This window comes from Morganella morganii H1r (genome assembly GCF_000633515.1).
GTDB lineage: Bacteria > Pseudomonadota > Gammaproteobacteria > Enterobacterales > Enterobacteriaceae > Morganella > Morganella morganii_B.
This window is the reverse complement of record NZ_AYMP01000014.1, coordinates 83,347-96,381: the sequence shown is the minus strand read 5'-3', so window position 1 is coordinate 96,381 and position 13,035 is coordinate 83,347. Positions and strand designations below refer to the sequence as shown.

The following is a 13,035-nucleotide window of genomic DNA, read 5'->3' as shown; positions in this document are numbered from 1 at the left end:
CGCCGCAGCCCTGACTATTCAACGGCTGCGGCGGGTTTCTTATTTTTCCCGGACTGTTCAGCGTGTTTCGCAGACCAGCCAGTAATAATGGTTATTATTGAATCCGAACTCATCCAGCACCGTCAGCCCGAGCTTACGGGTGTGCGCGGCATAAGAGCGCGGATTAACCTTGTTGATAAAGGTCACCAGGATATCAAACCGCTGCGACATTTTTTCCAGCGCAAAAGCAAACAGCCCTTCCAGTACGCCCTGACCGCGCAGAGATGCATCAATACAGACCGGGCCGTACTGATACGAGTTCTCTGTGGTCAGTGTCTGACCGGCAAACTCATAATCACCCAGTTTATCAATCATATGGGCAAACAGCGGCCACGGTGACCAGTACTGCCAGGATGCCGCCATCACAAATGCCACTACCTTACCATCCTGTTTGGCGACAAATAATCCCTGCTCGTTTTCAATTAAATCAATCATCTGCTCATCACTCATCTGTGTGGTGACAAAGCCGTCCGGTTTGTCTTCATCACTGATGGTGGTCAGATGATAACGTTTTAATAAGGCTTTTACCTGATCCATATCCGTCAGTTCAGCAACACAATATTCCATCGTTATTCTCCGTTATCATTGTTATTCTGCGGCGGGAGGTACCGCAATATCCGCAATGCGATCATGACCGATCACACTGAAATAGTCATCCGCTGCCAGAGATACTGATCTCACCAGTTCACCGGCATTAAAAAATACCCGCCCTGCACCGGTCAGGCGCTTATCAACATAGAGCGTCAGTTCGTCATTAAAGCTGAACGGCGGAACCGCTCCCATCGGGCAGCCGGTCAGCGCCTGTGCCGTTTCCGGCGCGGCAAATGAGGCTTTCTTCCCGCCCGCCAGTTTCGCGGCGTTTTTAAAATTGACTTTGCAGTCACCCGGCACAATCGCCAGCACATAGCGGATATCCGGTGTGCTGCCGGTAACCTGTAAGACCATGGCTTTTGCCGCCTGGCTCAGTTTATTCCCCCGGATTTTACTTATCGCATCAGAACGGCCTTCCGCCGGATGTTCGATCACCTCAAAGGAAACTGCCCGTGAATCCAGTAAACGGGTGATTTTGTCAAATGTTGTCATATAAACCTCACAGTCAGCCGGAGAAACCCTTGCGTCATAATTTACTCTCAACGTACTCTTACAGAAACACACAGAACCCGTAAGAATGAGGCAGAACAGATGCTACCGCTTCCGCGCTACCGGCAGATGGCCGATCAGATAAAACAGGCTGTCCGTGAGGGCGTTTTACCACCGGACAGCCGTCTGCCGTCCGTCCGTGTTCTGGCCGCGCAGTACAATGTCAGCCTGACCACCGCCCTGAAAGTACTGCGCACGCTGGAAGATGAGCATGTTGCGGTGGCGCGGCCGAAATCCGGTTTTTTTGTCGCCCCGGTTCAGCCCGCAACGGAAAACGGCAGTACAGAGACACACACTGCTGATTTTGCCCCGCTGGATGAACAGACTGAACTGCATATGTCGATGGTCGGCGAAGAGTGCCGTGTCCGGCTCGATCTGGCTAACGGCCGCCGGGAGCTTTATCCGGTCAGAAAGCTGAGTCTTATCATGCGTCAGCTCAGCTACAGCAAACCATTCCTGCTGGGGGATTCTGTCAAAGGCACCGGCTATGCCCCGCTGAAAGAGGAAATCGCCCGCCGGGCGGTCAGTTACGGCTGTCATATCACCCCGGAAACCCTGCTGATCACCAACGGCTGCATTGAAGCCTTATCACTGGCGCTGCGCGCCACACTCAGCCCCGGGGATGCGGTGGCAGTGGAATCCCCCTGTTACTTTGTGCTGTTACAGATGCTGCGTAATCTCAATCTGCGGCTGACTGAAGTGGATGCCTGTGAAGACGGATATGTGGATTGCGATAAACTCACCGCCCTGTTCCGCCGCAAAGCGGTAAAAGCGTTTGTGACACTCGCCAACGTCAATAACCCGCTGGGCAAGACTATTCCGGATGACGTCAAAGCGGAGATAGCCCGCCGGGCGGATGAAAACGGTGTGATCATTATTGAGGATGATACTTTCGGTGACGCGGCATTCGGCGGGCAGCGCCCGTTCCCGATGCGGGCATTCAGCCATAATGTCATTCTGTGCAGCGGATTTTCCAAAACCATCGCGCCCGGTGTGCGTATCGGCTGGGTTCACAGTCAGCATTACATGCGCAAAATCACGTCCCTCAAATACACCTCATCGATGGGCTCTCAGGTACTGCCGCAGGCGGCCATCAGCGAACTGCTGAGTAACGGCGGCTATGATGCCCATCTGCGCCGCCTGCGCCGTGAACTGGCGGCACAGGTGCAAAACATCCGCCGTGTTGTGCTGCGGGAGTTCCCGCCCGGCACCACCGTGACCGAACCGGAAGGCGGCTATGTTCTGTGGGTCACCATGCCGGAAGGCAGCCTGAATGTGCGGGAACTGTTTCTCAATGCCCGCGCAGAGGGGATTGGCATTGCGCCGGGACATATCTTTGCCACTGACAGCCGCTACGACCGCTGTTTCCGGCTCAACGCCGGGTTCGGCTGTGATAAGGACGTGGAGGATGCCATCGCCCGGCTGGCACAGTGGTGCCGGGGATCACTGCACACCGGATAACCCGGGGCTGACTGTTCTGTTTCTGCAACAGTGAAACCCGTTTTCATGACTACTCCCTGATGATTCGCGCCCTTATTATCTGTTTATTCATGATAGTCAGGAGCGACATCATGAGAAACATTATCGGCACCTGCCGCGCACCGAAAGGCCATTGGCACGGCGACGGATTTCCGTCATCAGAGGGCGCTATTTTACTATTTGTAATAATAAAACTTGTATTTTTTCATCGTAATTGATAACTACCCATTAAATTCTATATTCTAAATAACCATTACAAATCATGTTAATAGCAAACAATATTTGTTGTCTCGATATACTTTAATCAATCCAAAACAGAGAAGTATAATGATGTGGATGAAACACAGGATTTATTATCGGGAGATAAGCTCTCCTTACAAAAAAACGATTAAATAAACTGTGATTAACATCTGAAAATGAAGAGTACCTTTTCACACGAAAAATTTCATTTAGACACAAAGAAAATAAAACTTAGTTTTTTTTAATTCTGTTAATTAGTTAATTATCAGGAAACCAAAGTGAATCTTAAAAAATGCTCTGCAGAGACAGGAAAGAAAACATTGAATTACTCAGAATTGAACTCACATGAAAACATCACTTACTTCAATAATATAAGTTCCCCCAGTGACACTCAGGGGGAACTTGAAGGAACTGTTTATTATGTACAGAATAGTATTATTCCGGCAGGGAGATATATTTATGATGATATTCAGCCGGATATCATATCTAATCGAAAAACAATGATTATGTTTAAACCGCATATTGATTCGTTAAGTTTATCTCCAATTTTTTTCACTATTTATCATAATGATGAAATTTTATTTCATGAGGAAATGCTACCACCTGATAACTTAACAAAGATATGTACAAAAGTATATGCGAAAATAGATGCAGATTTTTCATTACCTTCACATTTTGATTTCATATTAAATGATAGTGAAGAACTGCAAAATTCTAAAGACGCAGTTTATTTTAACAAATTTATTAAGGAATATAATTCCATCAAAGTAATCACTTATGATGGTGGGCATTCTCCCTCTTTTGAGCTTTTTTATAATACCAGTTATACTGGTAAAAAAGTATTTTTTGAATGCACATCAACATATGGAATTACTATTTTATTTAATGCATCAAAAAGAAACCTTGAGAAAGGAGAATCTATATTTCTTGTCAATGATAAAGGGACATGGTACGAGGTAAATGATAATAATAGTACCGGGAAATTTTTATCTGAAATTCAATATATGGGAAATACATGGTCTGTGATTGTACCTTATCATGTGATGTACCCGGGGATAAAATTTAAATTTTCGAGAGGGGGTAAATCTGGTTTTATTTATAACCCGGTTATTAAAGCACCTAATGAATTGATTTTAAATACGATAGCAATTGGTATGCTAACTCCTCATCGTAAAATTTTTGAATTTCAGGAAAACCCTGAATATCATCGCCAATATTTTCAGCAAATTCCTGTCTCCCGATTAACTGTCAATACATATGACCCCATTGATTTAGACGAAGTAATGTTACCGGATGGCCGGTTACTTACGGGACATGCCCCCGGAAATGGCGGCTGGCATGATGGAATTATGAGGGAACAAATTGCTAAATCCCTTATCGCATCAGGAATTAATAATGCTAATTATGGTATTAATGCAACAGGCAGAGATCTTAGCCCTGCAGGAAAGGTATCTCAATTTACAGCACATACAACTATTGGAATGTATGAAAACGGTTTAGTCGTCCATGGAGGATCCGGCGGAAGTGGCATGGTGACGTTAGATGATACGATACGAAATGAATTTAGCCATGAAGTCGGGCATAACTTTGGCTTAGGGCACTATCCTGGTGGATTTGATGGTTCAGTAGATCAAATACCAACTCACCGAAACTCAACGTGGGGATGGGATTGTGATAAAAATTTCTTTCTGCCTAATTTCAGACAAGAAATTACCCATCAACCTACTTATTTAGAATATTACGGCGTTGGAGAGTACGCTCTTCCTTTTGAAGGGCATTCACTTGGTAAAGATGCTATGGCTGGTGGTGATCCTATGTATGAAAAATATAATGTTTTTACTTTACATACGCCATACTCATTATATTACATTCAAAAAAGCTTAGAAAGCAAAGCAGTATTTAATCCTGATTCAAAAACCGGATTTAGTATTTGGGATAGCAAAAAAAATAAAATGGTGGATTATAACCATATAATTGAAAGCTTTTACTTTAAATATATTAACATTAAGAACGAAATAGATGTATCTGCTGGTGACATAAGTAAATACCTTGATGAGTATGATTATATTTACATTTCCCTTTATGATGGAGGATGGGCAAAAAATATATATTTCCCAATATCTGACTCTGAAAATAATGGTAAAATTATTAAAATCAACACATCAGCATCATATAGTGTTGATTTACATATGAATGGAAGCAGTTTTACCGCAATAAAAAATGCAGATTTGTATTTTTTATCCCATAATGGTTCTTGGTTGAAAATGAAATATCCGGATTTAGAGCAATATAAGGATGTTGATGTTTCTAATGGAACATCAATTACCAGTACGGAACTCAATAATTATTTTAACATTTCACCTTATTTATTTATACTTTGTCAAGACTACAGCTGGATACCAGATATTCATTTCCCGGCTGCTAATCTGAATAACAACGGTAATGTAATAAAAATCCATGTGGAATCAGTATATGATGTTAGAATTCATATGAATGGAACGAGTTTTTCCGCTGAAAAACACATTGATTTACACTATATTTCTGATGGCTATACTTGGTTTCCCGATAGTATGCTATATATTGAGCGTATTCCTTTTGAGCAAGGTGTTAAAGTCATTACAATACTTGGGTACTATGATCCTGAAAATCAATTGCCGAGTTATATTTACCCGGCCCTGAACGCTGCTTTTGGTATGGTATATAAATCAGATGAAATTAAAGATAATAGTTGCTATCTGGAAGTGGAATATGAAAATGGAACAAAAAGCACTCATACATTAATTAATTTCAGAATTGCAGATAATGAAATGAACCAGTTTCATGTTAATGTTAACCGGGAACGATTGCCGCGAATAGCTCGTATTATTATCCGGGGTGTAGTCGCAGTGGAAAAATCAATAAATCCTGGCAGTGATAATCTAACGTATACGATTAATGGTTATTAACTTATCAATTCATAGCATTACGTTTGTTGATTATTTTTATACTGCGGAAATAGTTATGATAAGGTTAAATTGATATTCTGTTTCCACTGCAGGCTCTTCAGCAATTATATCTGACATAATTATCGTCTTAAACAGAGATCATTCCGATCGTATTTCATGACTGTCACCCGCAGCGTTATCCTGCGGATCAGTATACATAAAAAAATCCGCCGCATTCAGCATGCGGCGGATGTCTCTCAGTATCAACGCAATAGTTTAGCGGTAAACAATACCGCCATCGGTCAGAATCGCCTGGCCGGTGATGTAATCCGAGTCGTCGCTGGCCAGGAAGGCAACCAGTGCCGCCACATCATCCGGTGTCTGAGCGCGGCCCAGCGCAATACCGTCGACATATTTTTTGTAGGTTTCCCCTTTCGGTGCACCGGTGATTTCAGAGAAACGCTCATCAATTTCCACCCACATGTCCGTGCCGACGATACCCGGACAGTAAGCGTTCACGGTGATCCCGCTGCTGGCGAACTCTTTGGCCGCTGCCTGTGTCAGTGCGCGGACCGCAAATTTAGTGGCAGAATAGACGCCGAGTAAGGCAAAACCATCATGCCCGGCAATGGATGAGGCATTAATGATTTTCCCTTTCTGTCCGCGTGCTTTGAATTTGGCCGCTGCGGCCTGAATTCCCCACATCGTGCCGTCGACGTTAATGCGGAAAATACGATCCATATCCTCCGGACGGACATCTTCAATCGCCTTAACCTGGGCAATACCGGCGTTATTGACGATAACATCAAAACCGCCCAGCGCTTGTTCTGCTTTATCGACAACCGCAAAAACCTGGTCACGCTGACTGATATCCGCGGTGAATACCGCCGCTTTGCGGCCCAGGGCTTCCACTTCTTTTTTGACTTTCGCCAGCCCTTCTTCTTTCAGATCCACCAGCGCGATATCTGCCCCTTCTTTGGCTAAGCGCAGTGCAATACCACGACCAATCCCCTGTGCAGCGCCGGTAACCAGAACCACTTTACCCGTTAGTGCCATGATGTGCTCCTTATGAGTGAGGTATTTCGTTATGATATTAATACTCATTTAAAAACATACTCGTTTTTACCGGGGTTGCAAGCCGGTAAGCACATAATGAGCAATAGTCCGGCTTATGACAGGCAGATGCAAAAAGACCCGCACTGCGGGTCTTTTGTTTTAACGGTGGCGAAACCGGTTTCAGCCTTTTTTGGCGGCCTGGAGATAGAGCATTTCCAGTGCAATGGTTGCGCCGGCCAGCGCCGTGATATCGGACTGATCATACGCCGGTGCCACTTCCACCAGATCCATACCGACGATATTCAGCGGCTGAAGGCCGCGCAACAGTTTCAGTGCGCGATCCGTTGTCAGCCCGCCGATAACCGGTGTGCCGGTTCCCGGGGCAAATGCCGGATCCAGACAGTCGATATCGAAGGTCAGATAAACCGGCATATCACCGACAATCGCTTTCACCTGAGCAATCACATCATCCACGGTGCGGTCATTAACCTGTGCAGCATCAATCACGGTGAAACCGTTGTCTGTTTCATGCTCGGTACGGATACCAATCTGCACAGAATGCGCCGGGTCAATCAGTCCCTCATTCGGCGCATGATAGAACATGGTGCCATGGTCAAACTTGCTGCCGTTGCCGTAAGTGTCGGTATGTGCATCGAAATGCACCAGCGCCATCTTACCGAAATGTTTGGCGTGCGCGCGCAGCAGCGGCAGCGTCACAAAGTGATCCCCCCCGAAAGAGAGACATTTTTTACCGGACGCCAGCACTTTTTCTGTGTGCGCCTGTAACTTATCACTCATGTCCTGTGCATCACCGAACGCGAACACCAGATCACCGCAATCCACCACATTCAGGCGCTCGCGCATGTCAAATGTCCACGGCCAGCGGTTACCTTCCCAGGCCAGATTGGTTGAAATCTGACGGATTGCTGCCGGTCCGTGACGGGAACCGGCGCGGCCGGAGGTCGCCATATCAAACGGAACACCGGTGATCACCCAGTCAGCGTCACTGGTGTACGGCCGGAAATTCAGCGGCAGGCGGAGAAAACCAAACGCATTAGAGACCAGTGAGTTGTCGGTCTGATTACCTAATGTGCTGTTAATCATAATGATTCCTTTATCAATGTCTTACTGACACAAAGCCGGACGTAGTATCCCGCCGGGTATTATTCATCTTCTAAGCTATTCGTCTTCTAAATACGTGTAACCGTACAGGCCGCTTTCGAACTCTTCGGTAAAGGCCTTTTGCTCCTCTTCATCCAGATCAGAGACTTTCACCTGATCACGGAAGCGTTCGAGCAGAATTTTCGGATCCAGCTTCACATACTGAAGCATATCCGCCACGGAATCGCCCTCTTCGCTTTCCAGATAGCGCACCTGACCGTTTTCACCGACATACACATCGAGTGCGGCGGTATCGCCGAACAGGTTATGCATATTGCCGAGAATTTCCTGATAGGCACCAATCATGAAAAAGCCCATCATCGGCGGATTTTCCGGGTCATAAGACGGCATCGGCATGGTGGTCGCCACCCCGTCACCGTCCACATAATGGTCGATAATACCGTCGGAGTCACAGGTGATATCCAGCAGCACCGCACGACGATCCAGCGGCTTATCCAGCCCTTCGATCGGCAGCACCGGGAACAGCTGATCGATCCCCCACGCATCCGGCAGCGACTGGAACAGCGAGAAATTCACATAGAATTTATCCGCCATACGTTCCTGGAGTTCATCGATAATCGGGCGGTGTGCGCGGTTACCCGGATCGAGATCCTGCTGGATACGGCGGCAGATATTCAGATACAGCCCTTCCGCCCAGGCGCGTTCGGTCAGGGACAGCATGCCCTGCGCGTACTGGGTGTGGATATCATGCAGGTCGAGCTGGCTGTCGTGCAGCCATTCACGCAGAGAGCGGGCATTGCCTTTGGTCTGCATCTCTTCCCAGGTTTCCCACAGGCTGGCAACCGGACGCGGTGCGTCTTCAGCAGGCGCTTCCACCGGGGAGAACTCGTTACGTTCCACCCCGATCACGTTGGAAACCAGCACGGTATGGTGCGCCGTCAGGGCGCGGCCGGATTCGGTAATCACGGTCGGGTGCGGCAGGCCGTGCTCTTCACAGGCATCACCGATAGCCCAGATCACATTATTGGCATACTCATTCAGCCCGTAGTTCACAGAGCAGTCAGACTGCGAACGGGTGCCTTCATAATCCACCCCGAGGCCGCCGCCGACATCAAAGCACTGAATATTGACACCCAGCTGATGCAGTTCGACATAGAAACGGGCGGATTCACGGACACCGGTGGCGATATCGCGGATATTCGCCATCTGGGAACCGAGATGAAAGTGCAGCAGCTGCAGACTCTCCAGACTGTCTGCCTGACGCAGCATATCAATCAGCTGCAGTACCTGCGTGGCCGCCAGACCGAACTTGGATTTCTCACCGCCGCTGGCCTGCCATTTACCGGAGCCCTGAGAGGCCAGACGCGCCCGCACGCCGAGGCGCGGTACCACATCCAGATTTTTTGCTTCCTCAAGCACCACGGCGATTTCCGACATTTTTTCAATCACAAGATACACTTTGTGACCCAGTTTCTCGCCCATCAGGGCAAGACGGATATATTCACGGTCTTTATAGCCGTTGCAGACGATCACACTGCGGGTCATCCCCGCGTGCGCCAGTACCGCCATCAGCTCGGCTTTGGAACCGGCTTCCAGTCCCAGCGGCTCCCCGGCATTGACCAGGGTTTCAATCACGCGCCGCTGCTGGTTGACCTTAATCGGGTAAACCAGAAAATAATCACCTTTGTAACCATAGGATTCGCGGGCACGGCGGAACGCGGCATTAATCGAGCGCAGACGATGCTGCAAAATCTGCGGAAAGCAGAATAATGCAGGCAGACGGATGTGTTCCCGCTCTTTCTGCACACGGTTGACCAGTTCAGCCAGGTCAACGGCGGCCTGCGGCATCTCCGGATTCGGGCAGACGGTGACATGACCGAGGTCATTCACACCGTAATAGCTGCCGCCCCAGTATGCGATGTTATAGGTCTGCTGCATCTTCAGCGCGATATTATCATTCATTAGTCATCTCCTGATTCTGGAGTGAAACTTACCTGTATGGCTGACATACGCCTATCCCCCTTCACCGTGGGATAAATCTGTCCTGTTGACAAGTAAAAATTCAAAATGGATTACATCATCCGGCACAAACCGGACACAGATTTACGGGCTTACCGCAGAGTGACCCGCCTGCTTGCGTTATCCGGTCTGTTTGAGTGCAGCGGATACGGAAAACGCCGTGCAGAGCACGTGTCAGTCAGAGAGGAAGAGAGAACAGAAAAAGACGCGGACACATGCTGTAAAGCACGTGGCTGTTGAACGTCAACAAGCAGCAGATAATGGTTCATTAACCCATTTACCCCCACACAGGATTACACACCGTAACCCCCGCCTGAATCATACAGAAAACCAGAGTTTCTGCCGTTTATAACTGAAGAAAAATTCACAGCTACTGGCCGCAGTTTATACCGGTTATGACACAAAAATGCAAAATCAAAATGACGAATGAGTGTAAAAAATAAAAACAGTCCCGTAACACATTATTAAAAGTGAAAAAAACCAGCGGAAAAACCGGTAGCACTATAAAATTTCTGGAACCGCTGCCAATTTTACACTAGAATAGCCGTCTAGAAGTTAATACATCCATCAATGTACCGAAAGTTCACTTCACTTAAGGTAGAGAAAAATAATGACTACACATCTTTTCACTTCTGAGTCCGTATCTGAAGGACACCCGGATAAAATTGCCGACCAAATTTCGGATGCAGTCCTTGATGCGATTTTAAAACAAGATCCCAAAGCGCGTGTTGCCTGTGAAACCTATGTCAAAACCGGTATGGTTCTGGTCGGTGGTGAAATCACCACCAAGGCCTGGGTTGATATTGAGGAAATCACGCGCCGTACTGTCCGTGAGATTGGCTATACCAGCTCATCCATGGGCTTCGATGCTGATTCCTGTGCGGTAATCAGTGCTATCGGTAAACAATCCGCTGATATTAACCAGGGCGTTGACCGCGCTGACCCGCTTGAGCAGGGCGCCGGTGACCAGGGTCTGATGTTTGGTTATGCCTCAAACGAAACTGACGTGCTGATGCCGGCACCGATCACCTATGCCCACCGTCTGGTCGAGCGTCAGGCTCAGGTACGTAAAAGCGGCACACTGCCGTGGCTGCGCCCGGATGCGAAAAGCCAGATCACCTTCCGTTATGATGACAATAAAATCGCCGGGATTGACGCGGTTGTGCTGTCAACCCAGCACGCTGAAGACATCTCACAGAAAGATCTGCATGAAGCGGTGATGGAAGAGATCATCAAACCGGTTCTGCCGGAAGAATGGCTGGATCCGACCACCAAATATTTCATCAACCCGACCGGCCGTTTTGTTATCGGCGGACCAATGGGTGACTGCGGTCTGACCGGCCGTAAAATCATCGTCGATACCTACGGCGGTATGGCACGTCACGGCGGCGGCGCATTCTCCGGTAAGGATCCGTCAAAAGTTGACCGTTCCGCAGCCTACGCGGCCCGTTATGTGGCAAAAAATATTGTCGCAGCCGGTCTGGCTGACCGCTGTGAAATCCAGGTCTCCTACGCGATTGGCGTGGCAGAGCCGACGTCCATCATGGTGGAAACCTTCGGTACCGGTAAAGTCTCCAACCAGCAACTGACGCTGCTGGTGCGCGAGTTCTTCGACCTGCGTCCGTATGGTCTGATTCAGATGCTGGATCTGCTGCACCCGATTTATCAGGAAACCGCAGCATACGGTCACTTCGGGCGTCCTCAGTTCCCGTGGGAAAAAACCGACAAAGCAGAACAGCTGCGTGAAGCCGCTGGTCTGAAATAATTTCCTGTTGTTAACAGGCACAAAAAACCGGCTGAAAAAAAGCCGGTTTTTTTACGTTCCGAACACAGTCATTCACTATGCTTTGCCGCGCTGATACGATGAATACAGTGCAAAAATCACCATCCCGGCAATCATTGATGCCGTAAATACCAACCCTTTGATACTGAGCATCCCGGATAACAGAATACCGGGTCCCGGGCAAATTCCCGCCAGTCCCCAGCCGAGACCAAACAGCAGTGCACCGGTCAGCAGCCGTTTATCAATTTTACTGTTTGCCGGTAACTCAATCGGTGTGCCACATACCGTCTTTTTCCGTTTTCTGGCCACCGTAAAGGCAACCATACTGACCGCCATAGCCACCGCCATGGTGATCAGCAGTGAAGGATCCCAGTTGCCGGTGATATCCAGAAACGCCAGAATCTTCTGCGGGTTACCCATCCCGGCCACCAGCAAACCGAGGCCGAACAAAATCCCGCTGATTAATGCAGTGATAACAGGCATAGTTCGTCCTTATTTCATCAGCCAGACCGTCAGAAAAGCCGTAACCATAAACACCGCCACAGCCGCAAATGATCGTTTTGATAACCGCGCCATACCACAGATACCGTGCCCGCTGGTACAGCCGTTACCCAGCCGCGTACCGAAACCAACCAGCAGACCGGCGGCGATAAGCAGCGGATAACCCGCCGCGATCACCACATCCGGCTGACCGGCAAACAACCTGTAAACCCACGGTGCACCTGCCAGCCCGGCAATAAACGCTACCCGCCAGCCGCTCTGCTTTGTGAACATATTGGCGAAAATCCCGCTGATCCCGGCAATCCGCCCGTTAAACAGTAACAGCACAGCAACCGCTATGCCGATCATCAGCCCGCCCAGAGCCGCACTGACCGGCGTAAAGGCCGCGCTATCAATCACCATATTATTTTCCTTTTTTTTCAGGACAATAAAGCTGATACAGCGTGGTCAGCAATATCAGTACTTTCTCATCTGCCACGGAATAATAGATACGTTTTCCCTCACGCCGGGTATTTACCAGTCCTTCATTGCGCAACACCGTCAGTTGCTGTGATAACGTCGGCTGATTGATGCCGGTCAGCTCCTCCAGTTCACTGACATTGCATTCGCCCCGGCTCAGCTGGCAGAGCAGCAGCAGACGATCCGGATTTCCCAGTATTTTCAGCAGAGCAGCAACGCCTTCGGCGGCTTCCTGCATATCGGTAAGCTGTGTTGGTGTCATAAATTTATTCC

General features: G+C 48.3%; 11 protein-coding genes. 3 read left to right on the top strand and 8 right to left on the bottom strand.

Annotated elements, in window-relative coordinates; genetic code table 11:
* Positions 1-57 precede the first annotated feature (57 nt).
* Positions 58-606: a GNAT family N-acetyltransferase gene (locus U868_RS0107465; RefSeq protein ID WP_025152751.1), complete on the bottom strand. Its 549-nt coding sequence runs from the start codon at positions 604-606 to the stop codon at positions 58-60.
* Between the two features lie 21 nt (positions 607-627).
* On the bottom strand, positions 628-1,122 hold the full coding sequence (locus U868_RS0107460; protein WP_004237785.1) for a YbaK/EbsC family protein: 495 nt from the start codon (positions 1,120-1,122) through the stop codon (positions 628-630).
* Between the two features lie 99 nt (positions 1,123-1,221).
* Here U868_RS0107460 and U868_RS0107455 point away from each other — a divergent pair, with 99 nt between their 5' ends.
* Positions 1,222-2,640 carry a PLP-dependent aminotransferase family protein gene (locus tag U868_RS0107455; protein WP_025152750.1) on the top strand — a complete coding sequence of 473 codons (1,419 nt, stop codon included), beginning with the start codon at positions 1,222-1,224 and terminating at the stop codon, positions 2,638-2,640.
* Positions 2,641-3,176: 536 nt separating this feature from the next.
* The gene (locus tag U868_RS0107450) at positions 3,177-5,843 is read left to right on the top strand and encodes a M66 family metalloprotease (RefSeq protein WP_025152749.1); all 2,667 of its coding nucleotides are present in this window, start codon (positions 3,177-3,179) and stop codon (positions 5,841-5,843) included.
* Positions 5,844-6,098: 255 nt separating this feature from the next.
* Here the strand turns inward: U868_RS0107450 and U868_RS0107440 are convergent, their stop codons facing one another.
* The 3 genes from U868_RS0107440 to speA all read right to left on the bottom strand — a co-directional run bounded on the left by U868_RS0107440 (position 6,099) and on the right by speA (position 9,962).
* Entirely contained in the window at positions 6,099-6,878 is a 780-nt protein-coding gene (locus tag U868_RS0107440) for an acetoin reductase (RefSeq protein ID WP_025152748.1), read from the bottom strand.
* Positions 6,879-7,058: 180 nt separating this feature from the next.
* The gene (speB, locus tag U868_RS0107435) at positions 7,059-7,982 is read right to left on the bottom strand and encodes an agmatinase (protein WP_025152747.1); all 924 of its coding nucleotides are present in this window, start codon (positions 7,980-7,982) and stop codon (positions 7,059-7,061) included.
* A gap of 75 nt (positions 7,983-8,057) precedes the next feature.
* Positions 8,058-9,962 carry a biosynthetic arginine decarboxylase gene (speA, locus tag U868_RS0107430; protein WP_025152746.1) on the bottom strand — a complete coding sequence of 635 codons (1,905 nt, stop codon included), beginning with the start codon at positions 9,960-9,962 and terminating at the stop codon, positions 8,058-8,060.
* A 667-nt stretch (positions 9,963-10,629) separates the two neighbouring features.
* Between speA and metK the strand changes: the two genes are divergently transcribed.
* Positions 10,630-11,784, top strand: a complete 1,155-nt coding sequence (gene metK / locus U868_RS0107420) for a methionine adenosyltransferase (protein ID WP_025152744.1) — start codon at positions 10,630-10,632, stop codon at positions 11,782-11,784.
* A gap of 75 nt (positions 11,785-11,859) precedes the next feature.
* Here the strand turns inward: metK and U868_RS0107415 are convergent, their stop codons facing one another.
* The 3 genes from U868_RS0107415 to U868_RS0107405 are packed head-to-tail and all read right to left on the bottom strand — an operon-like array spanning position 11,860 to position 13,024.
* Positions 11,860-12,285 carry a DUF6691 family protein gene (locus U868_RS0107415; protein WP_025152743.1) on the bottom strand — a complete coding sequence of 142 codons (426 nt, stop codon included), beginning with the start codon at positions 12,283-12,285 and terminating at the stop codon, positions 11,860-11,862.
* Positions 12,286-12,294: 9 nt separating this feature from the next.
* The gene (locus U868_RS0107410; protein ID WP_025152742.1) at positions 12,295-12,705 is read right to left on the bottom strand and encodes a YeeE/YedE family protein; all 411 of its coding nucleotides are present in this window, start codon (positions 12,703-12,705) and stop codon (positions 12,295-12,297) included.
* A gap of 1 nt (position 12,706) precedes the next feature.
* A complete protein-coding gene (locus U868_RS0107405; RefSeq protein WP_025152741.1) occupies positions 12,707-13,024 on the bottom strand; it encodes an ArsR/SmtB family transcription factor in 318 nt (105 codons plus the stop codon).
* Positions 13,025-13,035: the final 11 nt, after the last annotated feature.

Bases quoted from the DNA above. Each gene is read 5' to 3' on its own strand.
- U868_RS0107465 (WP_025152751.1), bottom strand. From the start codon at position 606: ATGGAATATTGTGTTGCTGAACTGACGGATATGGATCAGGTAAAAGCC.
- U868_RS0107460 (WP_004237785.1), bottom strand. From the start codon at position 1,122: ATGACAACATTTGACAAAATCACCCGTTTACTGGATTCACGGGCAGTT.
- U868_RS0107455 (WP_025152750.1), top strand. From the start codon at position 1,222: ATGCTACCGCTTCCGCGCTACCGGCAGATGGCCGATCAGATAAAACAG.
- U868_RS0107440 (WP_025152748.1), bottom strand. From the start codon at position 6,878: ATGGCACTAACGGGTAAAGTGGTTCTGGTTACCGGCGCTGCACAGGGG.
- speB (WP_025152747.1), bottom strand. From the start codon at position 7,982: ATGATTAACAGCACATTAGGTAATCAGACCGACAACTCACTGGTCTCT.
- speA (WP_025152746.1), bottom strand. From the start codon at position 9,962: ATGAATGATAATATCGCGCTGAAGATGCAGCAGACCTATAACATCGCA.
- metK (WP_025152744.1), top strand. From the start codon at position 10,630: ATGACTACACATCTTTTCACTTCTGAGTCCGTATCTGAAGGACACCCG.
- U868_RS0107415 (WP_025152743.1), bottom strand. From the start codon at position 12,285: ATGCCTGTTATCACTGCATTAATCAGCGGGATTTTGTTCGGCCTCGGT.
- U868_RS0107410 (WP_025152742.1), bottom strand. From the start codon at position 12,705: ATGGTGATTGATAGCGCGGCCTTTACGCCGGTCAGTGCGGCTCTGGGC.
- U868_RS0107405 (WP_025152741.1), bottom strand. From the start codon at position 13,024: ATGACACCAACACAGCTTACCGATATGCAGGAAGCCGCCGAAGGCGTT.